The sequence below is a fragment of the Plantactinospora solaniradicis genome (assembly GCF_042658085.1).
Classification (GTDB): domain Bacteria; phylum Actinomycetota; class Actinomycetes; order Mycobacteriales; family Micromonosporaceae; genus Plantactinospora; species Plantactinospora solaniradicis.
In genome coordinates this window covers 482,451-508,612 of record NZ_JBHSPR010000032.1, presented here as the reverse complement: position 1 = coordinate 508,612, position 26,162 = coordinate 482,451, and the positions used below count along the sequence as shown (strand labels likewise).

Annotated in this window: 23 protein-coding genes; 9 read left to right on the top strand and 14 right to left on the bottom strand. The window is 71.2% G+C overall.

Annotation, left to right across the window (positions count from 1 at the left end; all coding sequences use genetic code 11):
• The first annotated feature begins 62 nt into the window (after positions 1-62).
• Positions 63-1,595, top strand: a complete 1,533-nt coding sequence (locus ACFP2T_RS31050; RefSeq protein ID WP_377427975.1) for a pyridoxal phosphate-dependent decarboxylase family protein — start codon at positions 63-65, stop codon at positions 1,593-1,595.
• Here the strand turns inward: ACFP2T_RS31050 and ACFP2T_RS31045 are convergent, their stop codons facing one another.
• From ACFP2T_RS31045 to glnA, 5 genes are all read right to left on the bottom strand, one after another.
• Positions 1,596-2,726 carry a GlsB/YeaQ/YmgE family stress response membrane protein gene (locus tag ACFP2T_RS31045; protein ID WP_377427973.1) on the bottom strand — a complete coding sequence of 377 codons (1,131 nt, stop codon included), beginning with the start codon at positions 2,724-2,726 and terminating at the stop codon, positions 1,596-1,598.
• Positions 2,723-3,127 carry a PadR family transcriptional regulator gene (locus tag ACFP2T_RS31040; RefSeq protein WP_377427971.1) on the bottom strand — a complete coding sequence of 135 codons (405 nt, stop codon included), beginning with the start codon at positions 3,125-3,127 and terminating at the stop codon, positions 2,723-2,725. Before ACFP2T_RS31040 ends, ACFP2T_RS31045 begins: the two co-directional genes overlap by 4 nt.
• 203 nt (positions 3,128-3,330) lie before the next feature.
• Complete coding sequence (locus tag ACFP2T_RS31035) at positions 3,331-3,477, bottom strand: hypothetical protein (RefSeq protein ID WP_377427969.1); 147 nt, start codon at positions 3,475-3,477, stop codon at positions 3,331-3,333.
• Between the two features lie 506 nt (positions 3,478-3,983).
• Positions 3,984-4,133: a hypothetical protein gene (locus tag ACFP2T_RS31030; RefSeq protein WP_377427967.1), complete on the bottom strand. Its 150-nt coding sequence runs from the start codon at positions 4,131-4,133 to the stop codon at positions 3,984-3,986.
• Between the two features lie 404 nt (positions 4,134-4,537).
• Positions 4,538-5,962, bottom strand: coding sequence for a type I glutamate--ammonia ligase (glnA, locus tag ACFP2T_RS31025; protein WP_377427966.1), 1,425 nt, complete (start codon positions 5,960-5,962; stop codon positions 4,538-4,540).
• A gap of 290 nt (positions 5,963-6,252) precedes the next feature.
• Here glnA and ACFP2T_RS31020 point away from each other — a divergent pair, with 290 nt between their 5' ends.
• Positions 6,253-6,669 carry an RDD family protein gene (locus ACFP2T_RS31020; RefSeq protein ID WP_377427964.1) on the top strand — a complete coding sequence of 139 codons (417 nt, stop codon included), beginning with the start codon at positions 6,253-6,255 and terminating at the stop codon, positions 6,667-6,669.
• Here ACFP2T_RS31020 and ACFP2T_RS31015 read toward each other — a convergent pair.
• Positions 6,662-7,456, bottom strand: coding sequence for an alpha/beta fold hydrolase (locus ACFP2T_RS31015; RefSeq protein ID WP_377427962.1), 795 nt, complete (start codon positions 7,454-7,456; stop codon positions 6,662-6,664). The genes ACFP2T_RS31020 and ACFP2T_RS31015 overlap by 8 nt on opposite strands.
• 20 nt (positions 7,457-7,476) lie before the next feature.
• Positions 7,477-8,169 carry a DUF4191 domain-containing protein gene (locus ACFP2T_RS31010; protein WP_377427960.1) on the bottom strand — a complete coding sequence of 231 codons (693 nt, stop codon included), beginning with the start codon at positions 8,167-8,169 and terminating at the stop codon, positions 7,477-7,479.
• Between the two features lie 225 nt (positions 8,170-8,394).
• Here ACFP2T_RS31010 and ACFP2T_RS31005 point away from each other — a divergent pair, with 225 nt between their 5' ends.
• Positions 8,395-8,577, top strand: coding sequence for a hypothetical protein (locus ACFP2T_RS31005; RefSeq protein WP_377427958.1), 183 nt, complete (start codon positions 8,395-8,397; stop codon positions 8,575-8,577).
• 176 nt (positions 8,578-8,753) lie between these two features.
• Positions 8,754-11,696 (top strand): helix-turn-helix transcriptional regulator, encoded by a 2,943-nt coding sequence (locus ACFP2T_RS31000; protein WP_377427956.1) that lies wholly within the window; start codon positions 8,754-8,756, stop codon positions 11,694-11,696.
• 57 nt (positions 11,697-11,753) lie between these two features.
• On the opposite strand, the gene ACFP2T_RS30995 is transcribed toward ACFP2T_RS31000, so the two are convergent.
• On the bottom strand, positions 11,754-13,229 hold the full coding sequence (locus ACFP2T_RS30995) for an NAD(P)/FAD-dependent oxidoreductase (RefSeq protein ID WP_377427954.1): 1,476 nt from the start codon (positions 13,227-13,229) through the stop codon (positions 11,754-11,756).
• Between the two features lie 157 nt (positions 13,230-13,386).
• Positions 13,387-14,493, bottom strand: a complete 1,107-nt coding sequence (locus ACFP2T_RS30990) for a lipoyl synthase (protein WP_377427952.1) — start codon at positions 14,491-14,493, stop codon at positions 13,387-13,389.
• A gap of 447 nt (positions 14,494-14,940) precedes the next feature.
• Here ACFP2T_RS30990 and aspS point away from each other — a divergent pair, with 447 nt between their 5' ends.
• Positions 14,941-16,248, top strand: coding sequence for an aspartate--tRNA(Asn) ligase (gene aspS, locus ACFP2T_RS30985; protein WP_377427950.1), 1,308 nt, complete (start codon positions 14,941-14,943; stop codon positions 16,246-16,248).
• A gap of 57 nt (positions 16,249-16,305) precedes the next feature.
• On the opposite strand, the gene lipB is transcribed toward aspS, so the two are convergent.
• Positions 16,306-16,962, bottom strand: coding sequence for a lipoyl(octanoyl) transferase LipB (gene lipB, locus ACFP2T_RS30980; RefSeq protein WP_377427948.1), 657 nt, complete (start codon positions 16,960-16,962; stop codon positions 16,306-16,308).
• 127 nt (positions 16,963-17,089) lie between these two features.
• Between lipB and ACFP2T_RS30975 the strand changes: the two genes are divergently transcribed.
• Positions 17,090-17,560 (top strand): hypothetical protein, encoded by a 471-nt coding sequence (locus ACFP2T_RS30975; protein ID WP_377427946.1) that lies wholly within the window; start codon positions 17,090-17,092, stop codon positions 17,558-17,560.
• A gap of 74 nt (positions 17,561-17,634) precedes the next feature.
• Here the strand turns inward: ACFP2T_RS30975 and ACFP2T_RS30970 are convergent, their stop codons facing one another.
• Positions 17,635-19,482: a DUF6311 domain-containing protein gene (locus ACFP2T_RS30970; protein ID WP_377427945.1), complete on the bottom strand. Its 1,848-nt coding sequence runs from the start codon at positions 19,480-19,482 to the stop codon at positions 17,635-17,637.
• Positions 19,483-19,600: 118 nt separating this feature from the next.
• On the opposite strand from ACFP2T_RS30970, the gene ACFP2T_RS30965 reads away from it, so the two are divergent.
• Together ACFP2T_RS30965 and ACFP2T_RS30960 are read left to right on the top strand one after the other, a co-directional pair.
• Positions 19,601-20,578, top strand: a complete 978-nt coding sequence (locus ACFP2T_RS30965) for an ATP-binding protein (RefSeq protein ID WP_377427943.1) — start codon at positions 19,601-19,603, stop codon at positions 20,576-20,578.
• 80 nt (positions 20,579-20,658) lie between these two features.
• Positions 20,659-21,051 carry an SCO5389 family protein gene (locus tag ACFP2T_RS30960; RefSeq protein ID WP_377427941.1) on the top strand — a complete coding sequence of 131 codons (393 nt, stop codon included), beginning with the start codon at positions 20,659-20,661 and terminating at the stop codon, positions 21,049-21,051.
• 106 nt (positions 21,052-21,157) lie between these two features.
• Here ACFP2T_RS30960 and ACFP2T_RS30955 read toward each other — a convergent pair whose 3' ends face one another.
• The 3 genes from ACFP2T_RS30955 to lpdA all read right to left on the bottom strand — a co-directional run bounded on the left by ACFP2T_RS30955 (position 21,158) and on the right by lpdA (position 25,528).
• Positions 21,158-22,060, bottom strand: a complete 903-nt coding sequence (locus tag ACFP2T_RS30955) for a TIGR01777 family oxidoreductase (RefSeq protein ID WP_377427939.1) — start codon at positions 22,058-22,060, stop codon at positions 21,158-21,160.
• Between the two features lie 121 nt (positions 22,061-22,181).
• Positions 22,182-24,068 (bottom strand): 2-oxoglutarate dehydrogenase, E2 component, dihydrolipoamide succinyltransferase, encoded by a 1,887-nt coding sequence (gene sucB, locus ACFP2T_RS30950; RefSeq protein WP_377427937.1) that lies wholly within the window; start codon positions 24,066-24,068, stop codon positions 22,182-22,184.
• A gap of 71 nt (positions 24,069-24,139) precedes the next feature.
• Positions 24,140-25,528, bottom strand: coding sequence for a dihydrolipoyl dehydrogenase (lpdA, locus tag ACFP2T_RS30945; RefSeq protein ID WP_377427935.1), 1,389 nt, complete (start codon positions 25,526-25,528; stop codon positions 24,140-24,142).
• Positions 25,529-25,813: 285 nt separating this feature from the next.
• Here lpdA and ACFP2T_RS30940 point away from each other — a divergent pair, with 285 nt between their 5' ends.
• Complete coding sequence (locus ACFP2T_RS30940; RefSeq protein ID WP_377427933.1) at positions 25,814-26,137, top strand: hypothetical protein; 324 nt, start codon at positions 25,814-25,816, stop codon at positions 26,135-26,137.
• Positions 26,138-26,162: the final 25 nt, after the last annotated feature.

The window sequence follows — 26,162 nt, the reverse complement described above, 5'->3', positions numbered from 1 at the left end:
CACCACCCGCGGCTGGCAGGGTGGGACGAGTTGTCGGACCGAGGAGCACATCGGAGGTCGGGGTGAGCGATCCACTGCACGATCGGGACTCGGCGGAGGCGACGCTGCGCCAGGTGTACGCCGCAGCGGTGCCGTACCTGGCCACGCTCGCCGACCGGCCGGTGCACGATCCGGCCACCGAATCGCTGCTGGTCGAGCTCGCCGAGCTGGCCGACGGTGGCCGGCTGCCGGAGAAGGGCGTCGGATCGGTCGCGGCGATGGAGCGGCTGCTGCGGGTCGGCACCACCGTCGCCACGCACTCGGCCGGTCCACGGTTCTTCCACTTCGTCGTCGGCGGTGCCACCCCGGCCGCCCTCGCCGCCGACTGGACCACGGCACTGCTGGACCAGAACGCCGCCTTCCGGGCCACCTCACCGCTGGCCGCGGCGGTGGAGACGATCGCGCTGCGCTGGCTCCGCGAACTGTTCGGGCTGCCGGCGTCGTACGGCGGAGCGCTGGTCACCAGCGCCACGTTCGCGAACTTCACCTCGCTCGGCGTCGCCACGCACTGGTGGGCCGAGCAGCACGACGTGGACGTGGCCGCCGACGGGCTGACCGGGCTGCCCCGGATGCCGGTGCTCTCCGGCGGGTACCTGCACGCCAGTTCCCGTAAGGCGTTGCAGATGCTCGGGCACGGCCGCGACACGGTCGAGGTGTACGCGCGGGACCGGGTCGGTCGCGCCGACCTGCCGGCCATCGAGCGGCGCCTCGCCGAGCTGGCCGGACCGGCCGTGCTGATCGCCAACGCAGGTGAGGTCAACGCCGGCCACTTCGACCCGATCGACACGCTCGCCGACATCGCCGAGCGGTACGGCGCCTGGCTGCACGTCGACGGGGCGTTCGGGCTCTTCGCCGCCCTGTCCCCACGCACCGCCGACCTGGTACGCGGTGTCGAGCGGGCCGACTCGATCGCCTGTGACGCGCACAAGTGGCTCAACGTGCCGTACGAGAGCGGGTTTGCCTTTCTCCGGGAGCCGTCCCGGTTGCCGGCGGCGTTCGGGATGCCCGGTACGACGTACCTGCCGGGGCCGGCGAGTCCACTCTGGTCGGACGGATCCGGCGGCCCGGTCGGCTCGCGCCCCAGTTCGGCGCGGTCGGTCCAACCGGAGGTGCCCGCCGGGCCGGTGGACTACGCCATGCACGGCCCGGAATCGTCCCGGCGGGCCCGCTCGATACCGATCTGGGCGACGCTGGCGGCGTACGGGCGCGACGGGCACCGGGCGATGGTGGAGCGGCAGCTCGACCTCGCCCAGCGGCTCGCCCGGCTGGTCGACGAGGCGCCGGACCTGGAACGGCTCGCCGAGGTGCCACTCTGCATCGTCTGTTTCCGGGCCCGTCCGCCGCACCTGCCGGCCGGCGAGCTGGACGATCTCAACCGCCGGCTCGGTGCGGCGCTGCTCGACGACGGGCGGGTCTTCGCCGGCACCACCGTCTACGACGGTCGGATCGCCCTCCGCCCCGCGATCGTGAACTGGCAGACGACCGAGGCGGACATCGACCTGCTGGTCGAGGTGGTACGCGAGCTGGTTGCCCAGCTCGCTCCTCCGCCGGGTTGATCAGGGCGTCGCCCGGCGTGTCACGGACCCGGCCCGCTCCGCGACGTCGGGTACGTGTCCACATGTCGGACACGTGCCGCCCGCCGACCGGGCCCGGACCGCCCGGTACCGGGCGCCGTGCCAGGCGACCACGGCGAGCACCACGCCCGCGCCGAGCAGCGTGAGTACGACGGCGGTGGTGGCGAGTTGGGGCCAGGTTGTCGCGGATTCGAAGTACTCGTAGGTGATCGGTCGGAGCCCGAGCAGGCTGGCCGGAGTCAGCAGCAGCAGGACCGACCACAGCGCGCTGCTGTCACCGGTGATCGCCCGACCAAGGCCGACGACCAGAACCAGTCCGACCAGCACCGCACCCGCCATCCCCAGTACCTCCACCGTGGAGTAGTAGGCGGTGAACCAGTTCCCGCTGCCCTCGGCGGCCTGGAACAGCGCGGCCGCGGCCGTACCGGTCAGCGCCCCGAGCACCGGCGGGATCCGGCCGGCCCAGCCGGGACGGTCCGGTAGCGCCAGCGCCAACAGGCCGAACGCCAGCACCGGCACCAGCACGTACAGCGGTGGCCGGGCCAGCCCGGTCAGCGGTGCCGCCGGGATCACGGCCAGGGTCAGACCGATGGCGGCACCGACCGCCCGGCGTGCCCAGTGTGCCGGCAGCACCGTCGTGGCGAGGGCGGCCAGCAGCCAGCCGACCCAGACGAACGCGCCGAGGGTCTGCGTCGGGCCGACATGCGCGGGCGGCACGTCGACCGGCTGGTTCGTGAGCTCCAGCTGGACGAGCAGGAACACCGCGAGCGCCGCCAGCGTGCTCACGGCGATCGTCGCGGCGACCGGCAGGCCGGCGAGCAGCCCGAGGGCGCCGTTCGTGCGCAGCCGTTGCCGCAACCCGCCGCGTAGCACGTCCACGGCGTCGTGCGGCGAGGGCCAGTGCCGTTCCTGGTCCACCAGATCGAGGTACGTCCCGACGAGTTCGTCACCTCGGATCGACCGGTAGTCGGCCGGATACGCGTACAGCAGTCGCCGGTACCGGCGTTCCAGTGGCGCGTGGCCGCTCAGCGGGGACGTGTCGTCGTTTCCGGCGGGTGCGGTGGCGCCCTGCGTACCGTCGGTGTGTTCGTCCGGTCCGGTGTGCTCGGTCATGCCGGGCCTCCCGCGAGTCGGACGGTGGGGCGGGCGGCCGGCGCCGGACGGGTGGCGGATCCCTCCGCCGTGCCGGCGGCGCGGTCCCGGAGGCGCTGGCTGGCGGCCTCGACGTTGCGGCGCAGCCGTTCGGTCTCGGCGCCCAGTGTCGCCGTTCCGCCCTCGGTCAGCCGGTAGTACCGGCGCAGCCGGCCATCGACGATCTCTTCCCGGTCCGGCTCGACCAGGCCCTCGTCGGTGAGGCGGTCCAGGGCGCCGTAGAGCGTCCCCGGTCGCAGGGTGAGTCGTCCGTCGGAGAGCGCGGCGACCTCGTTGACGATGCCGTAGCCGTGCATGGGCTCCCGGGCGAGCGCGGTCAGGATCAGGAACGTGGGTTCCCGCAGTGGAGTGGGTGTGGCCATGCCGGCAGTATATCGGTCACCAAGCTATATCGGTGGGAAAGCTATCGGTCGGAGTGTCGACCTCGACTTCGACCTCGACTTCGACCTCGACCTCGACCTCGACTTCGACCTTGACTTAGCCAGGAGACTGCTGAGGCTGCTCGGCTCAGCGCCACCGGCCCGGGGGCGATCCCCGTGCCCAGTCCGGGCACGGGGTGCCCCGGTTAGTCGATCTCGGGCAGGATCAGCGCGGTGAAGGCGATGAGGGTCAGACCGATCCACCCGAGCGAGACGCGGGGGGCCCGGACGCCCACCGCTTCGAGGGCAAGGCCGACGGTGCCGAGGATGTAGAGAAACAGCGCGAGAGTCATGGGTGGCCTCCGGGTTGGACGGGGTTGGATCCGCGAACCCACTACCCCGGGTGGAGCCTCGGCAACCTGAGCGGTGTCCACAAGGCCCGCCACCCGGTCCTCATCGGCGGCGACCCGCGACGGTGGGCGACACTCCGCACGGGTGCTCCGGCGCGGTCGTCATCGGCGACAGTGCGGAGGTACGGACCAAGCTGTACGAGCGCCCGATCTGCTGGATGCGAGACGGGGCCATCATCACCCAGGCGCTCCGCGCCCCGCATCCAACCAGGGGTAGTACGACCTGTGGCGGATCCCAGCTGGCGCACCTCTCCTCTAACTTCGTCACAGCGCAACTCCCGAGCGTCGAACGCGGGCGGCTGATCGGTCGGCTCGCTTGCCTAAGAAGGGATCAACATGCGATTTTCACGGGTGGTCGCAGGATTGGCAGCCGTCATCATGGCTGTTGCCGGGCTGACTCTGGCAACCGCCGGCCCCGCCGCCGCCGCAGACCCAGGCTCCTGGCGTTCTTACGGCAACACGAACCCGATCGACTCCAGCTCCGCCACGTGGCGCTGCACCAGCAGCACGACGATCATCAGCGGTGTGTCCGCGCAGGCATGCGCGATCAGGTCGGCAAACGGGTATTCCGTACAGGGAGCGGTGATCGTGCGGAACAACCGATCCGGCCGCTTCGGCGTGGAAGCGTGGACGGATCTGTGGACCTCAGGCAACGAGTTTCTGGGCGAGTGGGAATGCTCGCCCTCGGGGGTCGCGCCGGACTCGTGGTCAGTGTGCTTCGGACAGACCCAAACTGAGAGCAACTCGGTGGACTCCGCAGGGGGGCTCAACGGTATAAACCTCGGCGCGTCACCGTACGTCTGAGCCCGTAGCGTCCACTCCCACCCACGGCCCCGGCCAACCGCAGGTGGGCAGGCCGGATCGGAAGGCACCGACACAGCAAGAAGCGGGCCCCGACCTCGGGAATGAGGTCGGGGCCCGCAACGTACGGAACGGGGTCAGGCGTCGGTGTCCTGCCGGTTCGTGTCCAGAGTGCATAACCCCAGGTCAGCGGCTTGGTACGTCAGCAGTCGTAGTACATCGCGAACTCGTGCGGGGTCGGCCGAAGGCGGACCGGGTCGACCTCGTTGGTCCGCTTCCACTCGACCCAGGTGGAGATGAGGTCGGGGGTGAAGACGCCACCCTCCAGCAGGAAGTCGTGGTCGGCCTCGAGCGAGTCGAGCACGGCGGGCAGCGAGCCCGGCACCTGCTTGACCGAGCCCCACTCCTCCGGCGGAAGGTCGTAGAGGTCCTTGTCGATCGGCTCCGGCGGCTCGATCTTGCTCTTGATGCCGTCGAGGCCGGCCATCATCATCGCCGAGAAGGCGAGGTAGACGTTCGCCGACGGGTCCGGCACCCGGAACTCGACCCGCTTCGCCTTCGCGTTGCTGCCGGTCACCGGGATACGGGTGCAGGCGGACCGGTTCCGCTGCGAGTAGACCAGGTTGACCGGCGCCTCGAAGCCGGGCACCAGCCGGCGGTACGAGTTGATGGTCGGGTTGGTGAAGGCGAGCAGCGACGGGGCGTGGTGCAGCAGGCCGCCGATGTACCAGCGCGCGGTGTCGGAGAGCCCGGCGTACCCGGTCTCGTCGTAGAACAGCGGCTCGCCGTTCAGCCACAGGCTCTGGTGGGTGTGCATGCCGGAGCCGTTGTCGCCGAAGAGCGGCTTGGGCATGAAGGTCGCGGTCTTGCCGGCCGCCCAGGCGGTGTTCTTGACGATGTACTTGAAGAGCTGGAGCTGGTCACCGGCGTGCAGCAGGGTGGAGAACCGGTAGTTGATCTCAGCCTGGCCGGCCGTGCCCACCTCGTGGTGCGAGCGCTCGACGGTGAAACCGGAGTCGATCAGGCGCCGCACGATGCCGTCGCGCAGGTCGGCGTAGTGGTCGACCGGCGGGACCGGGAAGTAGCCACCCTTGTAGGCGGTCTTGTAGCCCCGGTTGCCGCCCTCTTCCTCGCGGCCGGTGTTCCAGGCGCCCTCGATCGAGTCGATGTAGTAGAAGGCCTGGTGCGCCGAGGTCTCGTGCCGGATGGAGTCGAAGATGTAGAACTCCGCCTCCGCTCCGAAGTACGCGGTGTCGGCGATGCCGCTGGCGGCGAGGTACGCCTCGGCCTTCTTCGCCACGTTCCGGGGGTCACGCGAGTACGGCTCGCGGGTGAACGGGTCGTGGATGAAGAAGTTCAGTGCCAGCGTCTTCTGGGACCGGAACGGGTCGATGAACGCGGTGGCGACATCGGGCAGCAGCAGCATGTCCGACTCGTGGATCGCCTGGAAGCCGCGGATCGACGATCCGTCGAAGGCGAGACCGTCGGTGAAGACCGATTCGTCGAAGGACTCGACCGGCAGGTTGAAGTGCTGCATCACGCCGGGCAGGTCACAAAAACGTACGTCGACGAACTTTACGTCCTCGTTTTTGAGGTATCGCAGGAGTTCCTCGGGGTTGGCGAACACACGTCCTCCTGGCACGTCCACTGATGGCTAGGCTGGTAGGCGACGCTATGGCCACGCGATTGCCCGAGCATGTCTCTGATGTTTCTGCCGTGTTACGTCATCTGCGGAGCGTGATCTCCGCTGGTGGCGACTCGGGCTTCTCCGGATGATACTCCCGTCTAGCCGGTTTGCCTCGTTTGCCGTGTTCCGACCTTCGGCAATCCACCCGCGACCGCAGCTCGGGTGACCGGCGACTCCCGGGAGAAGGGTGCCGGGGCGGTGAGCACGACCTGCCGATACTCTGACTCCCCGTGGCGAGACAGCAGAACAGTGCCGCCCCGCTCGCGCCGGCGGCCGACCCGAGCAACCCGACGCCGAGCCTGGCGCGTCGGTTCGGTGCGCTGAGCATCGACTGGGTGCTCTGCCTCCTGGCCACCAACCTCTTCACCGACCCGTTCCGCGACAACTGGGCGCCGGTGCTCACCCTGATCGTCGTGTACGGCTTCTTCGCCGGCCTCTTCGCGCAGACGCCCGGCATGCGGATCTGCCGGTTGCGATGCGTCTCGTACGCCGACGGCGGGCGGATCGGCATCCTCCGTGGACTGCTCCGTGGCGCGCTGCTCGGCCTGGTGGTACCGGCGCTGATCATGGACGAGAACAGGCGCGGCCTGCACGACCGGGCGGTGGGCTCGATCATCGTCGCCGTGCCGAAGTCCTCGGCTAGCTGACCGGTCGACCCGGGGCGCGGGCCAGGAAGTCACCGAGTTCCCTCCGCCACCGGTCCGGGCTGTCCAGATGTAGGTCGTGTCCGGCACCCGGTATCTCGACCGCGGTGACCATCGGGTGCCGGCTCATCCGGGCGTACTCGTCGGGGTCCAGGGAGCCCGCACCGCCCTTCACCACCAGGGTCGGGCAGCCGATCCGGGCGAACTCCTCCCAGCGCGGGCCGATTGCGGCGGCGATCGTGGCGACCATGACGTCCCGGTCGAACGCCGGATACCAGCCGTCGTCCCGCTGGCGCAGCCCCCGGGCCCACCCCGATCCGACCAGCCCGCCGCCGAGGTAGCGGGCGGCGACGGCCGGATCGGGGAACGGCACCGGCCAGTCGCCGAGCCAGCGGTCGATGCGGTCCGGGGTGTCGTCATCCGGCCCCTGCGGGCCGGCCTCGACCATGACCAGTTCGGTCACCAGTCCGGGATGGCGCGCGGCGGTCAGGAAGGCGGTGTGCCCACCCAGCGACTGACCGATCACGACGGCGGGGCCGACCGCGCCGAGCACCGCCGCCGCGTCCGCGACGTGGGCGTCCCGGGAGACGTCGGTGGGGCGGCGCTCGCTGTCGCCGTGGCCGCGCGGGTCGAGCGCGAAGACGTGGTACGCCCCGACGAGCCCGTCGACGGTTGCCGACCATTCGCCGGCCTGGCCGCACAGGCCGGGAAGTAGCAGGACCGGGGTGCCGGAACCGCCGAAATCGTGCAGGGCCAGTCGGGTGCCGTCCGGGGCGTACAGGTCAGGCACGGCGGGAGCGATCTGCGGTGCTAGCGACCGCGCTGCTGCCGGAAGGCACCCTTCGACGGGCGCATGTTCTTCGGGATCGCGCCCTTGGGCATCTGCGGCCGAGCGGCGGAGAGCGCCTTGAGTCGCTTGTCGAGCGCGTTCACGTCCTTGCCGCTGAGGTTGCGCGGCAGGCGCATCAGGGTCATCCGTAGCTTGCGGATGGACAGCTCGTCGTCACCCTGACCGATCAGGTAGTCGTACAGCGGGGCCGTACCGATGACCTTGGACAGCCGCCGCTTCTCCTGGCCGAGCAGGCCGCGGGTCCGCTGCGGGTTCCCTTCCGCGAGCAGGATCACGCCGGGCTTGCCGACGACCAGATGCACCATGTCCATCTGGGTGGTCGAGCTGATGGCCGGGGTCACCCGCCAGTCCCCCCGCATGCTCTCCAGGATCTGGGCCGCCGCGCCCGGCTGGCCCTCGGCGGCGTTCATCATCGCCTTGTTGGAGCGCAGGTTCAGCACGATCAGCAGGCCGAGCAGGGCGACCAGGATTCCGATCGGCAGCCACAGCCAGCCCCAGAGCATGACCGCGACCACGGTGAGCGCGAGCGGGATCAGCACCGCGACGGCGGCGAGCGGCACGAACCACTTGTCGCGTTTGGCGGTGAACGAGAACACCATCCCGATCTGCTTCAGCCGCTGGCCGAACGACACCTTCTCCTGCGCCTTTGCCATGCGTCGGAGTCTAGTGGGCCGACTGCCGCCGGCTTATCCCCGGCCGGCGCCCAACCACCGGGCCCGACGGGCCGGGTAAGGACCTTACGGCCGGAAGCACCCGCAGCGGCCCGGAAGTAAGGAGGCTGCCCGGCCAGACATGAGGCGGTGCACCAATGCCGCGGTGGGACCTTCGGGCGAAGAGTGGACATCAGCAGAGAGAACCGAACCGAATGGAGCTCAGCGATGTTCAGCACCGACGCACACTTCCTGCTCACCCTGCACCGTACCCACGTCGACGAACTGCGGGCCGAGGCCGACTCCGCCCGGCTGGCGCGATCGGTACGCCGCCCGGGGCGCAGCCGCGCCAAGTCCGCCGGAGGCCACCCGCTCGATTCCGCCGCGTCCCGGGATCCGGCGCTCAAGTGATCGGCACCGTCCCGGGCTCCGGTGCTCAGGTGATCGGCGCCGTCCCGGGCTCCGGTGCTCAGCTGACGGGCGCCGCCCCGGGATCCGGGGGCGGATCCGGGCCCGGAGGCGGTGATCGTTCCAGCCAGCGGGCTCGGATGCTCGATCACTCCGAACGGCGTGGCATTCTCGATCCTGTGACCACTCGCGCCGCCAGCACCGTCCTCGTCGGCCGTCAGTCCGAACTCGCCATCCTGCGCGACGCGCTGAAGCGGGTTCGTGCCGACGAGCCGGCCGCGCTGCTGGTCGGCGGCGAGGCCGGAGTGGGAAAGACAAGGTTGATCGAGGAGTTCGGCCGGCACGCGGTCGACGGGGGCAATCAGGTCCTCGTCGGCCAGTGCCTGGAACTCGGTGAGCAGGGTCTGCCGTTCGCGCCGTTCGCGGCCGCGCTGCGTCAGGTACTGCGCCGGGACGGTCCGGCCGCCTTCGACGGGTACGAACGGGAGTTCGCCCGACTCCTGCCCGAGCTGGCCCGGCTCGCCGCCGGACCGACGGGGGTCGGCGACGTCCAGACCGGCCACGGCGGTTACGGCGGCCCGGAGTTGTCCCTGGATCCGCACCGGGGATACCTGTTCGAGTTGGTCGCCGGCCTCTTCACCCGACTCGCCGCCGAACGCCCGCTGGTGCTGGTGATCGAGGACCTGCACTGGGCCGACCGTTCGACCCGGGATCTGATCGCCTTCCTGTCCCGGGCCGTCCGACCCGCGCGGGTGCTGTTGATCTGCACGTACCGCTCGGACGAGCTGCATCGGGGCCATCCGCTGCGCCCGTTCCTCGGCGAACTGGACCGGGCCCGTGGCGTGGAGCGGGTCGAGCTGGACCGGTTGGACCGGGAGGGCACCGGTCAGGTCCTGGCCGACCTGTTCGGGTTCGAGCCCAGCGACCGGGCGATCGACACCATCCACGACCGGACCCAGGGAAACCCCTTCTTCGTCGAGGAACTCGCCGCCGCCAGCGATCCGAGCGGCTGCGCCGACCTGCCGGAGACGCTGCGCGATCTGCTGCTGGCCCGGGTCGACCGACTGCCCGAGCCGGCCCAGCGGGTGCTGCGGATCGCGGGCGCCGGCGGCACCCGGATCGCCCACGAACTGCTCGCCGAGGTTGCCGGAGTGCCGGAGACCGAACTGGAGGAGGCGCTCCGGGCCGCCGTCGCCGCGCAGCTCGTCGTCGCCGACCCGGACGGCGGGTACGAGTTCCGGCACGCGCTCGTCCGGGAGGCCGTACACGAGGACCTGCTGCCCGGGGAGCACGCCCGGCTGCACGCCCGGTACGCGGCAGCGATCGAGGCGCAGCCCCAGCTCGTCGCCGACGGCCGCGCCCCGGCCGAGCTGGCCCACCACTGGTACGCCGCGCACGACTACCCCCGGGCGCTGACCGCCGCCTGGGCCGCCGCCGAGGCGGCCGGCTCCCGGTACGCGTACGCCGAGCAGGGGCGGCTGCTGGAGCGGATGCTCGAACTGTGGGAGCAGGTGCCCGACGCGGCACAGCGGCTGGGCAGGGATCACCTGGCCCTGCTCGAGGCGACCCTGTCGGCGGTTTCCACCGCCGGCGACTACAGCCGGGCGTTGGCGCTGACCCGCGCCATGCTGGCCGAGCTGGACCGTTCGGCGGAACCGGTGCGTGCCGCGCGGGTGTTGGTGCTGCGTGGCCGGCTGCTCCGGATCCTGGGCAAGAACGACGGCACCGACGAACTCCGTCAGGCGTACGACCTGGTCAGCGACGTCGGCAACGATCCACAACGGATCCGGCTGCTCGCCGAGGTCGCCTTCCAGATCGCTCGGGTCGACCGGGCCGAGGGAGGTCGGATCGTCGGCGAGGCGATGACCGCCGCGACGGCGCTCGGTGACGAGGATGCCGTGCTGAGCGCCACGCTCGCCGCCGGTTGGGTCTGCACTCGCCAGATCTCGGCGGAGAGCGGGCTCGCGGACCTGCGCCGTGCCGAGGAGCTGGCCCGCGCGGCGAACGACTCGGAGGCGCTGGTGACCGCGCTGGTGGTCGCCTCCGACTCGCTCTGTGAGATCGGCCGGTACGCCGAGTCGGCCGAGGCGGCGGCGTCCGGTTTCGCCGAGGCGAGACGGGTGGGAATCAGCCGGTCCACCGGCGCGTTCCTGCTCTCCAACCAGGCCGAGGCGCTGATCGCACTCGGTCGCTGGGACGAGGCCGACGAACTCTGCGGGCAGGCGGCCCGGCTGGACCTGCCGGGCATCACCGGTTACCACTGGCTGCAACTGCGGGCCGGCCTGCGGCTGGCCCGGGGTCAGGCCGGCGCCGACGAACTGGTCTCCAAGGCGCTGGGTTTTCTCCGCCGGCCGTTCCTGCCGTTGGAGTTGCCGCTCTACGAGCTGCGGGTCGAGGCGGCGCTCGCCGCCGGGGACGTTCCGCAGGCGGTGGCCGCCGCGCGGGCCCTGCTCGACCGGCGGCTCGACACCGATCCCCGGTACGGCTGGCCCGCGCTGGCCGCCGCCGCCCGGGCCGCGGTGGCGTCCGGGGACGAGACGCTGGCCGAGCAGGTACGCGAGGTGGCCGGCGGGGTCGTCGCCCGCTATCCGGCCGAGCTGGCGTGTGCGGCGCAGGTGTCGGCCAGTTTCGCCGGATCGGGTGCGGCGGTGGCGGCCTGGCAGGAGGCGGTGGCGGCCTGGCGGGTGGACGGCCAGCGGTACCCGCTCGGGCGGGCACTGCTCTCGTTGGCCGAGGCGGCGGCGTCGGTCGGGGACCGTCCGCTCGCCGCGAGCGCGATCGAGGAGGTGTCGGCGATCGCCGCCGAGTTGTGCGCCGTACCGCTGGCGGAGCGGGCGGCGGTGCTGGCCCGGCGGCTCGGGCTGCGGGCCGCGCCCGGATCGGCACCCGGTACGGACCTGCTCACCGCGCGGGAGCGGGAGGTGTTGCGGCTGGTCGCGGAGGGACACAGCAACAGCCGGATCGCCGAGCGGCTCTACATCTCGCCGAAGACGGCCAGCGTGCACGTCTCCCGGATCATCGCCAAACTGGACGTGGCGAACCGGATCGAGGCGGCGGCGGTGGCGCACCGGCTCGGACTGCTCGACGCGGGGACCCGGGATTCCGACGGATCGACCGGGTGACGGTGGACCGGTCGTTGCCCCGACCGGTCGGCCGCGTCGTGATGGTACGGCGGAAGGTCAGCCGGGTACGCGGTCGCGGGGCAGCACCGGCGCGGCCCGTCCGGTGCCGTGCTCGCCCGGGGTCTTCTCCTCGTGGTACTCCTCCTCGACGTTGACCTCCCACACGTCGTGGTCGGTGCCGTCCAGGATGTTCGACACCGACAGCAGCGCCGTCATCATCGAGTGGTCCGCGTTGTTGTAGCGGTGCATGCCGTTCCGGCCGACCGGATGCACGTTCGGGACCTCGGTCTCGAGCCAGGCCCGGATCGTGGCGACGTTGTCCCGGTAGGCGAAGTCGTAGAACGGGTACGCCCGGGGCATCCGGACCACGTATCCGGACTCGACGGAGCCGGGGCGGACCAGACCGAGCCGCTCCAACTCGGCGGTGCCGAGCGCGACCAGGTCGGCGTCCGGGCTGTTCCACAGCTCGTCGCCGAGATTGAGGAAGTACTCCAGTCCGAGACAGGTCCGGCCGTCCTTGACCAGGTACGGCGACCAGGAACCGAAGTTCTGGATCCGCCCGACCTTGACCTCCGGAGCGTGGATGTAGATCCAGTTGTCCGGGAAGCTGAATTCCTCGGGCACCACCAGCGCGACGGTCAGGAAGTCGCGGTAGAACAGCTCCCGCGCGGCGGTGACGACCTCCGGCGGGGCGGGTGGGTCCATCGCCAGCACCAGATGCGAGATCGGCATCGACGAGACCACGTGGTCGGCGGGCACCCGGCGCTCGCCGGTCGGGCCGGTGACGGTGACCGCGACCGCCCGGCCGTCCGCCCGGTGCACGGCGCTCACCCCGGTCTTCAGGGTGACGGCGCCACCCCGCTTCTCCACGTGCTCGGCGCAGCGTTCCCACATCATCCCGGGGCCGTACTTCGGATAGTTGAACTCCTCGATCAGGCTGGTGATGTCCTTCTGGTTGCGCTTGGGCAGCAGCGCGTTGAGGACCGCGCTGGAGAGCGAGAGGTTCTTGATCCGCTGTGCCGCCCAGTCGGCCGACAACTCGGTCGCGGGTACGCCCCAGAGCTTCTCGTTGTAGGTCTTGAAGAAGTGCGTGAACAGCCGTCGGCCGAACCGGGCGGTCACCCAGCCGGCGAGGTGGGACTGGTCCTTCGGTGGCGACACCTTGGCCCAGAGATACGAGCCGACGCAGCGCAGTGCCTCGAGGATGCCCAGGTTGGCCAGTGCGTTGCCGGCCTTGAGGGGATAGTCGTACAGCTTGCCGCGGTAGTAGATCCGACTCATCCGGGGCCGGAGCAGGAAGTCCTCGTCGGGCAGGATTTCGTGCCAGAGCGCCTCGACCTGGGGCACTTTCGTGAAGAAGCGATGCCCGCCAATGTCGAAACGCCATCCGTCACGTTCGACGGTCCGGCTGATCCCGCCCACCACGTCGTCGGCCTCGAACACCTCGACGGTGGCGTTCCGCTTGGTCAGCTCGTACGCCGCGGTCAGGCCAGCCGGGCCGGCTCCGATGATTACGGTGTGGGGTGCTGTCATACTTCTATTCATCACCTTCGACGTGTCGCCGGCAACCACCCGGCAGAGGACGGCCGGAATCTAGCACGGTTCAACACGTCGAGTCCGTTGCGCCACAGGGCCGTCGAGCCCCGGCGAAACGGCGGAAAAGGGCCGGTGGAGGCCGGTGTGGGAGCGGTTACCGCGCCGCGGCCGGAGCCGGCACCGTCCGGGCCTCGATGGCCTGCTGGTACAGCCGGCCGGCCCGGTACGACGAGCGCACCAGCGGTCCGCTCATCACCCCGGCGAAGCCGATCTCCTCGGCCTCCTCGCGCAGCTCCACGAACTCCTCCGGCTTGACCCACCGCTCGACCGGGTGGTGCCGGGGGGTCGGACGCAGGTACTGGGTGATGGTGATCAGCTCACAACCGGCCGCGTGCAGGTCGCGCAGGGCCTGGGAGATCTCGGCCCGTTCCTCGCCGAGCCCGAGGATCAGGTTGGACTTGGTCACCAGCCCGGCGGACCGGGCCTGGGTGATCACGTCGAGCGACCGCTCGTACCGGAACGCCGGCCGGATCCGCTTGAAGATCCGTGGCACGGTCTCGACGTTGTGCGCGAGCACCTCCGGGCGGGAGCCGAACACCTCGGCGAGCTGCGCCGGGTTCGCGTTGAAGTCGGGGATCAGCAACTCCACGCCGCAGTGCGGCAGCGCGTCCAGGGCGCCGACCGCGCCCTCGCCGGCAGCGGCCGGCTGGTCCCGCCGGGTCAACCCGTGAATCTGCCGGACCGTCTCGGCGTAGAGCCAGGCGCCGCCGTCCGGCAGGTCGTCCCGGGCCACGCCGGTGACCGTGGCGTACCGCAGGCCCATCGCGACCACCGACTCGGCGACCCGGCGCGGCTCGTCCGCGTCGAAGTCGGCCGGCTTGCCGGTGTCGATCTGGCAGAAGTCACACCGGCGGGTGCACTGGTCGCCGCCGATCAGGAAGGTCGCCTCCCGGTCTTCCCAGCACTCGTAGATGTTGGGGCAGCCGGCTTCCTGGCATACCGTGTGCAGCCCTTCCCGGGACACCAGACCACGGAGCTGGGTGTACTCGGGTCCCATCTTCGCCTTGACCTTGATCCACGGCGGCTTGCGCTCGATCGGAGTCGCGGCGTTGCGGGCCTCGACCCGCAGCAGCCGGCGTCCCTCCGGAGCGACAGGATTGCCGGGAATGCCGGAAGTACCGGTACGGGTTTCCGGTGCGGTCACGACGCTCACCCGTCCGACTTCGGCGGCGGTGGGTGGCGCGGTGTGCTCGATGGTCACGAATCCGAGCCTACGCGGAACGGCCCGGTCGATCGACCAGAGGCGACCGGGCTCACGCGTCGAGCCGGGTGATGCCACTCACGCCAAAGCGGATATTCGCTACCGAAGCTCCGGCGGGCGTGGCTACGCTGCCGTCGACGCGATGACGGAGCCGAGTACCACCTCGACCACCGGAGTCCAGAGAGTCACCGTTGCTGGAAGGTGATCTCCGGCCGGGGCTGGGAAGACCCTCCCGAGCTGCGGGAAGAACGGCGCTCCGGCGCCCGCGTAGAACCCGCCGTCCGGCCCGACGACACGGGCCGTGAACGAGGCCGCCGGCCGTACCGCCGGTGGTGAAGGTGTGGTGGCACCGCGAGTTTCCCGCTCGCCCACACTCCCCGGGGCCCGCTCGACGTACCGCGGACCACACCGGTCGCGGGCGTCGCGACAAGTCGAGGAGTACCACCGATGTCCCGCGTTGGCACCACGTCCCTGCCCGAGCACATCGGCGCGACCGTCACCGTCGCCGGCTGGGTGCACCGCCGCCGACAGCTCAAGTCCGTGACGTTCCTGATCGTCCGGGACGGCACCGGCCTGGCCCAGGTGGTGGTGACCGATGCCGACCTCCGGACCCGGCTGGCCGAACTGCCGGAGGAGTCGGTGGTCGAGGTGACCGGCCGGGTGGTCGGGAACCCGGCCGCGCCCGCCGGGGTCGAGCTGGTCGGGCCCACGGTACGGCCGCTCGGCGACCCCGCCGTGCCGCCACCGTTCGACGTGTACCGGCCGGAGTTGACCGCCGCCCTGCCAACCCAGCTCGACCACGCGGCGGTGGCGCTGCGCCACCCGACCCGATCCGCCGCGCTCCGGGTCTCGGCGGCGCTGGTGGCCGGGTTCCGATCCACCCTGGACGGGCTGGGCTTCGTCGAGGTGCACACCCCGAAGATCGTGGCCTCCGCCACCGAGAGCGGGGCGAACGTCTTCGCCATCGACTACTTCGGCCGACCCGGCTACCTGGCCCAGTCGCCGCAGTTCTACAAGCAGATGCTGGTCGGTGTGCTGGAACGGGTCTACGAGGTCGGACCGGTGTTCCGGGCCGAGCCGCACGACACCACCCGGCACCTGGCGCAGTACACCTCGCTCGACGTCGAGTTCGGCTTCGTCACCGACCACCGGGACGTGATGGAACTGCTCCGCGCCGTCCTGGCCGGGATGCTCGAACAGCTCCAGGACCGGGCCACCACCGCGCTCGCCACGCTGGGCGTCACGCTACCCCCGGTCCCGCCCGAGATCCCCGCCGTGCACTTCACCGAGGCGCTGGCGATCGCCGGCGCCCCGCCGGACGAGCCCGACCTCGCCCCCGCCCACGAACGCGCCCTGGGCGAGTGGGCCCGAACCGAACACCACTCCGACTTCCTCTTCGTCACCGGCTACCCGATGGCGAAACGCCCCTTCTACACCCACCCCGCCACCACGGACGCCCCGTCGGGCGCACCGACCCAGGCATACTCCAACGGCTTCGACCTGCTCTTCCGAGGCGTCGAACTGGTCACCGGCGGCCAACGCCTGCACCGCCACCAGGACTACCTCGAAGCACTAGCCGCCCGAGCCGAGGACGAGACGCCCTACACCTCCTACCTCGACGCCTTTCGCCACGGCATGCCCCCACACGGCGGCTTCGCACTCGGCCTGGAACGCCTGGTGGCCCGCCTCCTCGGCGCCGGCAACGTCCGGGAGGTCGCCGCCTTCCCCCGCGACCTGCACCGCCTCACCCCGTGAAAGGAAGGGCCCCTTCTTATCGTTTTCAGTAGAAGAAGGGCCCCTTCTTAACCAAGATCAACCAAGAAGCGTAGGAAGGTGGCGCTCGACCACCGGGAGGACTTCGGCGACGGTTACCGGGCGGCCGAGTTCGGCGCTCAGCGAGGTGGTGCCGACGTCCCGCAGGCCGCAGGGGACGATCCGGTCGAACGCCGACAGGTCGCAGTCGCAGTTGATCGAGAAGCCGTGCTGGGTCACGCCCCGGGCCACCCGGATGCCGAGGGCGGCCACCTTGCGTTCCGGTCCCCGCTCGTCGGCCGGTACCCAGACCCCGCTGCGACCCTCGACGAAACCGGCGCTGGTCAGCCCCACCTCGACGCAGACGTCCCGGAGCATCTGCTCGGTACGCCGGACAAAGGCCACGACGTCCACCGGCAGGCCACTGTCCGCCCCGGGCAGCTTGATGATCGGGTACCCGACGAGTTGTCCGGGCCCGTGCCAGGTGATCTTGCCGCCCCGGTCCACGTCGATCACCGGGGTGCCGTCCATCGGCCGGTCCCAGGGCTCGGTGCGCTTGCCGGCGGTGTAGACGCTGGGATGTTCGAGTAGCAGGACGGTGTCGGGGCGCTCTCCGGCGACCACCGCCTCGTGCACCCGACGCTGCTCGTCCCAGCCGGTCAGGTAGTCGATTGTGCCGACCCGGACGCTGGTCAACCCGGCAACTGTGCTGGTCACGTAGCCCAGCTTAGTTCGCTACCGGCCGGTCGCTCCGCTACGTGGCCGGAGTCACCGCCGCTGCTCGGCCCACGGAGCCGGGGTCACGGGGGCGGCACAGGTGTACCCATCCGGGCATGATGCCCGGATGGGTACGGTGCGGGCGGTGGTCGTACTGGTACACGCCGGGGTTGCGGCGCTCTGGCTGGGGTCGATGGCCTACAGCCTGTTCGTGGTGCAGCCCAAGCTGGCCCGGATGGTCGACGCACCACCGGCGGAGGAGCCACAGCGGGTGGAGGACGCGCAGCGGATTCTGGCCCACGGCAACCGCTGGCCGGTGACCGGCCTGATCGGCGTGCTCTGGGTGACCGGGCTCGCCCTGGCGCTGCTCGCGCAGGAGCGGTCGGCCACCGGATGGACGGTGCTGGCGGTGAAGGCGGCCCTGCTGGCCGGCGCGTCCGGGCTGTTCTGGTGGGTCTCCTGGCGGGGCTGGCCGCGCCGGGTCTTCGCGTTGCCCGCCGAACTGCCCGGGTTGCAACGCCGGTTCCGGCTGGTCGCACTGACCATGTGCGGCCTGGTCGGCGCGGCCTACGCGCTCGGCGTCACGGCGGGACACTGAACGACCCCCGGCAGTCCCGGGGGCGATCGGTTCGGCCGGAGGGGCCGGGCCGAAGGATCGCGGTGCTCGGCGGGTCAGGACGAGACCCGCCAGAGCCACACGTCCGAGACCTGCTCGGGGGGGCCGAACAGTTCGGTGGCGACCTCGAGCACCCGCTCCCAGCGGATCGGGAACTTCGCACCGTGCGCCTCGGGGGTGAGCACCAGCACCTGTACCCGCCAATGCCGCAGGTCGGCGCGCGCGGTGGCCCGGTCCGCGTCGGTGATGGTCGGCACCTCGCCGGTCCGGGCCACCTCCATCAGCAGCGTCTCGGTGGGCCGGGGGACCGGCCCGATCCGGCCGCGCCCGTCCGGGCCGCCCGGCCCGAGGAAGAAGCCGGCCGGGATGGCGAACTCGCCCTGCCGGTGCGCCAGGGCGTACGCCTGCCAGCGCTGCCCGTCCGGGGCCAGGTCCAGGGTGAGGGGCAGCGGGGTCAGTACGCCGCCGGGGGAGACGTACTGCCGCCAGGTGCCGGAGGTGATGAATTCGGGGACCGGGTCGCGGTGCACGGTCAGCAGGGTCGCCGGGAAGAGCGGCAGCAGCGCCACCGTGAAGCCGGCCAGCCAGCCGTTTCGGGCCCGCCGGGACAGCGGAGTGCTCCGGAGCAGGTCGACGGCGTGCGCGAGCAGCAGCCCGACGACCGGCGCCACGACCAGGGCCAGCCGGGACGGCAGTGCCGCGTTGAACACCGGTAGGTGTCCGAGCAGGGCGTACGGCAGTGGAATGTCGGTGTGTGCCTCGAAGATCTTCACCCGGGGTCCCCAGGAGAGCACGGTGAAGACCAGCGCGGTCACCCCGAGCGCCCGGAGGGTGGCCCGGCCCCCCGGTTCGGCGCGTCGCCAGAGCAGACCGAAACAGGCCACGGCGAGTACCAGCAGCGGCAGTCCGAGGAAGGAGTTCTCCTCGGTCGGGTTGGGCGCCAGCGAGGTGTCCAGTCCGGCCAGTCCGGCCAGGGTCCGCTGCGGATACGCCCCGTACGCGGCGATGTCCTCGGCGTGGATGACCGGATCGAAGCCCGTGCCGTGGAACCGCTGCGGGCCGAGGAAGTGCATCCACAACGGGTACGCCAGCAGCGCGAACGCCACGACGGCGGTGACCCCGAGCCCGCGCAGGAAGGTCGGCAGCAGGGCTCTGGCCTCGGCTCGCCGGCCCCGGTCCAGTGCCCAGGTGCCGAGGAACACTCCGCAGGCGAGCGCGGTGAAGAAGAGTCCCTCGGCGGCGATCGAGAACGCCACCGCGACCAGTACGCCGAGCAGGAGGCCGTTCCGTAGCCATCGGCCGGGCTGGCGCAGTCGGAGTACGCCCCAGAGCAGCATCGGTGCCACCCATCCGGCGCTCCAGTTCAGGTGGCCGTTGGCGTGCGCGACCATCCCCGGCGCGAACCCGATGAACAGCCCGCCGAGCACGGCGGCCGGGGTGCTGCGGACGAGGTGCCGGGAGAGCAGCCAGTACCAGCCGAACGCGGTGCCGGCGAGGTTGGCGGTGAGCACCACCAGGAATGTTGCCGGCGGCCCGATCAGGTAGGTCAGCGGGGCGAAGACGACCGCGTACACCGTGACCGAGGTGTTGACCGCGAGGTTGACCCCGTCCGGCACGTTCAGCAGGTCGGTGAAGAACGGGTTCTGGCCGTGACTGAGCGCGTGTGCCCCGTACGCGAGCAGCCATTCGAACAGTGCCTGGTCGCTGGAGTTGACCGTGATCGCCCGGCCGTTCGGGTCGAGCCAGAGTCCGCTGGTGACCCAGAACGCGCCGATGATCGCGACGGCCGCGACGAGCAGGTCGGCCCGGCGCCGGTTCGGGCGGTCGGCCGGTGGCGCCGTCGACGGTTGTGGCGTCGACGGTTGCGGGGTCGGCCCGGCGAGCGCGGACGAGGAGAGCGGCACGGGCCGCAGGTTACCAACCCGGCGCCGACACGCCGAGCATCCGGGCAGCCTTGACGAAACTGATGGAAATGATTTCCAATTGGATTAACGTCGTGGAGCGCACAGGAGGACCCGTACCGTGAAGATCTCGTTCGTCGGCAAGGGCGGCAGTGGCAAGACCACCCTGGCCGCCCTCTTCGCCCGGTATCTGGCCGAGGCCGACCCGGTCGACGGCGGCCGACCACCGCTGCTCGCCATCGACGCGGACATCAACCAGCACCTCGCCGCCGCCCTCGGCGCGACCGAGGCCGAGGCGGCCCGGCTGCCGGCCCTCGGCGAACACCTCGCGGAGATCAAGGAGTACCTGCGCGGCGAGAACCCCCGCATCTCCTCGGCCGCGGCGATGGTCAAGACCACCCCACCCGGGCGCGGCTCCCGACTCCTTCCGGTCGACGGCGTCAACCCGATCTACGCCGCGCTGGTCCGCGAGGTCGGCGGCGTCCGCCTCGCGGTGACCGGCCCGTTCGGCGCCGAAGACCTCGGGGTGTCCTGCTACCACGCCAAGGTCGGCGCCGTGGAACTGCTGCTCAACCACCTGGTCGACGGCCCGGGGGAGTACGTCGTGGTGGACATGACCGCCGGGGCCGACTCGTTCGCCTCCGGGCTGTTCACCCGGTTCGACGCCACGTTCCTGGTCTGCGAGCCGACCCTGCGCAGCGTCGGCGTCTACCGGCAGTACGTCGGCCACGCCCGCGAGTACGGCGTCCGGGTCTTCGTCGTCGGTAACAAGATCGACGACCCGTCCGACGTCGACTTCCTGCGTCAGCACGTCGGGGCCGACCTGCTCACCTGGCTGACCCGGTCCCGCTACGTCAAGGGCGCGGAGCGGGGCGCACCGGAACCGATCGACGCACTGGAACCGGCCAACCGGGCGGCGTTGGACCTGCTCCGGACGACCGTCGACGCGCAGCTCAAGGACTGGGCCGGCTACCAGCGGCACGCGGTGGAATTCCACCTGCGCAACGCGGTGGCCTGGGCGAACGACCGGGTCGGCGAGGACCTGGCCGGACAGGTCGACCCCGAATTCGTGCCCGGCCCCGAGGTGCCGGTCCGCTGATCCGCTCCGGCTCGATCCCCACCCGGATCGAGCCGCACCCCGGATCGATCCCAACCGCAATCGCAACAGGAGGAGAAGAGATGTCCCTGGACGTACCCGCCGCTCTGCTGGAGCGGGCCGAAGCCGGCCGGGTCGACGACGACGAGTTCGTCGACTGTGTCCGACGATCCCTGCCGTATGCCTGGGCGGTGGTCTCCGAGGTGTCGGCGCGAGCCCACTCGACCACGGCCGACTACGCCGACCACGCCGTCCCGCCACCGACCGAGGCGCACCGGGGCCAACTGCTCCGTGCGCTGGCCAGCGACGCCATCCGGAGCGGTCTGGAGCGCCACTTCGGGGTACGGCTCGCGTTCCAGAACTGCCATCGGGTGGCCGCGTTCAAACCGGGGGCGGTGGGTGGGGCGACGTACCGGCGATTCGTCTCGCCGCTCGCGCAGGTTCGTAACCAGTCTCCGGAGTTGCGCGACTGCTGAGGACCCGGTCCGGCCGGCCCTCGACTCCGTTCGACCGGATCCGAGGGCCGGCGGGCGTCATCGACCCGCCAGCCTTGCGGCGCCGGCTCGCGGCGCGCGGCGCGGCCTATCCGGTGTGCAGCGCGGCCCGCAGGGCGCTGTCCAGGTCCGGGTGCGCGAACCGGAACCCGGCCCGGTCCAACACGCCGGGCAGCACCCGGAGGCTGCGCAGCGCCTCGGTCGACATCTCGCCGAGCAGAATCCGCAGCGCGATCCCGGGCACCGGCATCACGGTGGGCCGGTGCAGCGTCCGGCCCAACGTCCGGGTGAACTCGGCATTGGTCACCGGCGTCGGACCGACGATGTTGACCGGCCCGGCGATGTCGTCGCGGGTCAGCAGGAAGGAGACCGCCGCCAGCCAGTCGGCCATCGAGATCCAGGGGATCCACTGCCGGCCGTTGCCGAACTTGCCCGCGATGCCGAGCCGGTACGGCAGCAGTTGGGGCTTGAGGAAGCCGTCCGCCCGGTCGAGCGGCAGGCCGCTGCGCAGCCGTACCACCCGGACGCCGGCCTGCTCGGCGGGAGCGGTCGCCGCCTCCCAGACCCGGCACAGGTCGGCCATGAAGCCGTCACCGGCGGGCGCGTCCTCCTCCACCGGCCGGTCGCCGGTGTCGCCGTACCAGCCGATCGCCGAGCCGTTGAGCAGGACCCGGGGCCGTTGTGGTGCCGGCAGTCCGGCGATCGTCCTGGCCAGCGTGGCGGTGGTGTCGACCCGGCTGCTCCGCAGCACGTCCTTGAAGCCGCCGCTCCAGCGCCGCTCGCTGATGTTCGCGCCGGCCAGGTTGATCACCGCGGCAACCTCGGCCAGCGAGGCGGGGTCGAGCTGGCCGGTGCCGGGATCCCACTGGACCTCGTCCGCGGTGCGGGAGGGCCGCCGGACCAGCCGGACCACCTCGTGGCCCTCCGTCCGGAGCAGATCCGTCAGACGGGTACCGAGAAAGCCGGACGCGCCGGCGACCAGGATGCGCATCCCGGTATCTTCGCCCAGACGTGCCGTGCCGGGCGCCTCGGCTCGCTGTCGACCAGGCTCCCGGACGGGCTCAGGGGCGCCCGGCCACCGGCCGGACGCCCCTGGAGAAGGTTCCGCTGGATCAGGACAGCCCGAGTTCGGCCTCGAACTGGCCGCCCTCCAACCGCTCCTTGACCGCCGTCAGGAACCGGGCGGCGTCCGCGCCGTCGACCAGCCGGTGGTCGTAGGAGAGCGCCAGGTAGACCATCGAGCGCGGCACGATCACCTCGCCGAGCTGCGGGTCGGTGATCACCATCGGGCGCTTGACCACCGCGCCGGTGCCCAGCATCGCCGACTGCGGCGCGGGCACGATCGGGGTGTCGAACAGGGCACCCCGGCTGCCGGTGTTGGTCAGCGTGAAGGTGGCACCCGCGATCTCGTCCGGGCTGATCTTGTTGGTGCGGGTCCGCTCGGCGAGATCGGCGATCCGTCGGGCCAGGCCGGCCAGGTTCAGATCGCCAGAGTTGTGGATCACCGGCACCATCAGGCCGCGCTCGGTGTCCACGGCGATGCCCAGGTGCTCCGCCTCCGGGTAGGTGATCGTGCCGGCGTCCAGGTCCATCCGGGCGTTGACCACCGGGTAGGTCTGCAGCGCCTCCACCGCGGCCAGCGCGAAGAACGGCAGGAACGACAGCTTCACCCCGTGCCGCTGCAGGAAGTTGTCCTTGGCCTTGGCCCGCAGCTTGGCCACCTTCGTGACGTCGACCTCGACCACGGTGGTGAGCTGCGCCGACTCGTGCAGCGATTCCTGCATCCGCTTGGCGATGACGGAACGGATCCGGGTCATCTTCTGGGTGCTGCCGCGCAACGGGCTCGGCTGAGCCTTCGCGGCCGGCTCGGCGGGCGCGGCGGCCTGCGGTGCGGGCTGGGCCGCCTTGGCGCGCTCGGCCTTGGCGCGCTCCGCCGCCGCCAGCACGTCCTGCTTGCGGATCCGGCCGCCGACGCCGCTGCCGGAGAGCGTCGACAGGTCGACACCCTGCTCGCCCGCGAGCTTGCGGACCAGCGGGGTGACGTACCCGGCGCCGTTCTCGCTGCCGGCCTGCCCGCCGGTCGGCGCGGGTGCGGACGCCTGTGCGGGCGCCGGCGTGGCGGCCTGCTCGGTCCGGGCCGGCTGGTCGGAGCGCTCGGTCTCCGGTGCCGGAGCCTGGTACGACGCACCCGCCTGTGCCTGGGCCGGTGCGGCGGGCTTCTCGGGTGCGGGAGCGGCGGCCGGCTTCTCCGGTGCGCGAGCGGCGGCCGCCTTTTCCGGTTCGGGAGCGGCGGCCGGGGCCGCCTTCTCCGGCTCGGCCTGCTTGGCCGGTGCGCCGCCGGCGGCCCCGATCACCGCCAGGTCGGCGCCGACCGGGGCGGTCTCGTCCTGACCGACCCGGATCTCCAGCAGCGTTCCGGCGACCGGGGAGGGAATCTCGGTGTCCACCTTGTCGGTGGAGACCTCGACCAGCGGCTCGTCGGCCTCGACGGTGTCGCCGACCTCCTTGAGCCAGCGGGTGACCGTGCCCTCGGTGACGCTCTCGCCCAGCGCCGGCATCTTGAGCACCGTGCCACCGTCGCCGGCCGGCGCGGTCTGCGCCGCCACGGTCTCCGGCTCGGCCTGCTCCTGCTGGCCGCTCGGCGCGGGGGTCTCGGCCGGCGGCGCCGTCTCGGCCGGTGCGGCCTGCTCCTGCTCCGCCACGGCCGGCTCGGCCTCGGCCTGCTCCGGCTGTGCCGGGGCGGTCTCGCCGGTCGACTCGCCCTCGCCGTCGATCACCGCCAGCTCGCTGCCGACCTCGGCGGTCTCGTCCTCGCTCACCACGATCCGGGCCAGCACACCGGCGGCCGGGGAGGGGATCTCGGTGTCGACCTTGTCGGTGGAAACCTCGAGCAGGGGCTCGTCGACCTCGACCCGGTCGCCCTCCTGCTTCAGCCACCGGGTGACGGTGCCCTCAGTGACGCTCTCGCCCAACCGGGGCATGGTGACCGATACCGGCATCTTTCAAGACTCCTTCGTGGCCTCTGCGATCCTGCCCCCGGTCGCCACCGGGTGCCGCGGAAAATCTGTGGTCAGGCGTGGGCGTGCAGCGGCTTGCCGGCCAGGGCCAGGTGGGCCTCGCCGAGCGCCTCGCTCTGGGTGGGGTGGGCGTGGATGAGCTGCGCCACCTCGGCCGGGTAAGCCTCCCAGTTGAAGATGAGCTGCGCCTCGCCGACCAGCTCGCCGACCCGCGCGCCGACCATGTGCAGGCCGACCACCGGGCCGTCGACGACCCGGACGAGCTTGACGAACCCGGCGGTCTTGAGGATCTGGCTCTTGCCGTTGCCACCGAGGTTGTAGTTGTACGTCTTGATCTTGTCGGCGCCGTACTGCTCCTTCGCCCGGGCTTCGGTGAGCCCGACGGAGGCCAGTTCCGGGTCGGAGTAGGTGACCCTCGGGATGCCGTTCTCGTCGATCACGGCGGGATTGCGTCCGGCGATCTCCTCGGCCACGAAGATGCCCTGCTGGAAGCCCCGGTGCGCGAGCTGCAGGCCGGGCACGATGTCGCCGACCGCATAGACGTTCGGTACGCCGGTACGCAGTCGCTCGTCGGTCAGTACGAAGCCACGGTCGATCTTGACGCCCTGCTCCTCGTACCCGAGGTCGGCGGTGACCGGGCCGCGACCGACCGCGACGAGCAGCAGTTCGGCCTCGAAGGTGTCGCCACCCTCGATGGTGACCTTGACGCCCGACTCGGTGTGTTCCACCTTCTCGAAACGCTTGCCGGTCTTGAAGGTGATGCCGCGCTTGCGGAACGCCCGCTCCAGCGCCTTCGAGGACTCCTCGTCCTCGGCGGCCACCAGCCGGGGCAGCGCCTCGATGATCGTTACGTCGACCCCGAAGGAGCGCCAGACGCTGGCGAACTCGACGCCGATGACGCCGCCGCCGAGCACGATCGCCGAGGCCGGCACGCGGTCGAGGGTCAGCGCGTGGTCACTGGTGATCACCCGCTCGCCGTCGATCTCCAGGCCGGGCAGGGTACGCGCGTACGAGCCGGTCGCCAATATGACGTTGCGGCCGGTGTACCGGGCCCCGTCGACCTCGACCGTGTTCGGGCCGACCAGCTTGCCGGCGCCCTCCACCACGGTGATCTTGGCGCCTTTGATCATGCCCTGCAGGCCCTTGTAGAGCCGGGCGATCACGCCGTCCTTGTACGCGTTGACCCCGGACATGTCGATGCCGACCAGCTCGGCCTTGATGCCGAACTGCTCGGAGTCGCGGGTCTGGTCGGCGATCTCGGCCGCGTGCAGCAGCGCCTTGGTGGGGATGCAGCCGTTGTGCAGGCAGGTACCGCCCAGCTTGCCCTTCTCGATCAGCGCTACGGACAGATCCAGCTGCACGGCGCGCAGCGCCGCCGCGTACCCGCCGCTGCCACCTCCGAGAATGACGACATCGAAGGTCTCGCCGTTCGGCTCGCTCACAGTTAACTCCCAGGTCGCGTCGCTGCTACGAGGGTGATGCCGGTCAACCGGGCATACCACCGCCCCCGGTCGACGCCTTTCGGCCGGAGGGGCGTGGACTTTACCCGGACTACCAGTTCGGACCGGGGAGAGACCACCTCGGCCATCTTGTCACTTGTGGAAGCGGGCCGCGTACCGAGGTGCCCAAGGACACGTCGGGGTGCGCAAGGACACGCTGTCGGGACGTACGCTTGCCGGAGTCGCCAGTTACCGGCGGGACGCGTGTGGCGGGGAGGAGACGATCCGGTGGCCTGGTTTCGCCGACGGAAGAAGGCGGTTGTCACGGCGGGCGATCGTCCGGCCAGCCGCGCGGACGTCGACCATCTCGAACAGTTTGTCAGATCGAGGCGGGGTGTCGAGGCGTTCATCGAACCCCGGACGACCGTGACCGAGACCACGGTGATGTTGATCGCGCACGACGGTGAGTGGACCCGGCGCCGGATCGACGGCCCGGACGGCGCCCGACGGTTCGCCCACCGGATGGCGATCCCGGTCTACGACGTCCGGCTGATGGGATACCCGCAGCGGATGCGCGACTTCAACGAGCGCCGCAAGCGGTCGGCCGACTGACCGCGACCGCGATTTGTGACCGGCA